Annotated in this window: 1 protein-coding gene; it reads right to left on the bottom strand. The window is 71.5% G+C overall.

Annotated features, from left to right (window positions below):
* On the bottom strand, nucleotides 1-283 hold a 283-nt coding region (locus I6F37_RS43505; protein WP_225154912.1), incomplete at its 3' end, for a hypothetical protein.
* Nucleotides 284-397: the final 114 nt, after the last annotated feature.

A 397-nucleotide genomic window follows, 5' to 3' on the forward strand; every position in this document is an offset into this window, starting at 1 on the left:
CCTCCTCCGCGCGCACCGCGTCGCCGGGATCGCCGGTCTCGCGCGAACGCTGCAGGTAGAGAGAGGCGAGCCTGGCCAGGTCGATCGCGCCCGACGGGTCGCCCTCGACCCGTCGGGCATAGAACTCGATGTCCTGGTCCCGCACCTCCGATTCGGCGAGGAGCGCGGCGTTGGCGTCCGCCGCACGTGCCGCCGCCGAAGCCGGAGCGCGCGGTGTGTCCTCGGATGGGCGGCAAGCCGCTCCGAGCAGGGCGACCGCCACGAGCATCACCCGGGTGGACATCACTTGGCCGGTGCCAGGTAGGGGAACGTCGCGGCGAACACACTGTGCGTCCCGATGTTGTCCGTGCACAGCGGCAGCACGAACGGCTTGCAGACCGACTGGACGGGGCTCAGG

Origin of the sequence: Bradyrhizobium sp. NBAIM08 (assembly GCF_020193935.1) — a bacterium.
GTDB lineage: Bacteria > Pseudomonadota > Alphaproteobacteria > Rhizobiales > Xanthobacteraceae > Bradyrhizobium > Bradyrhizobium yuanmingense.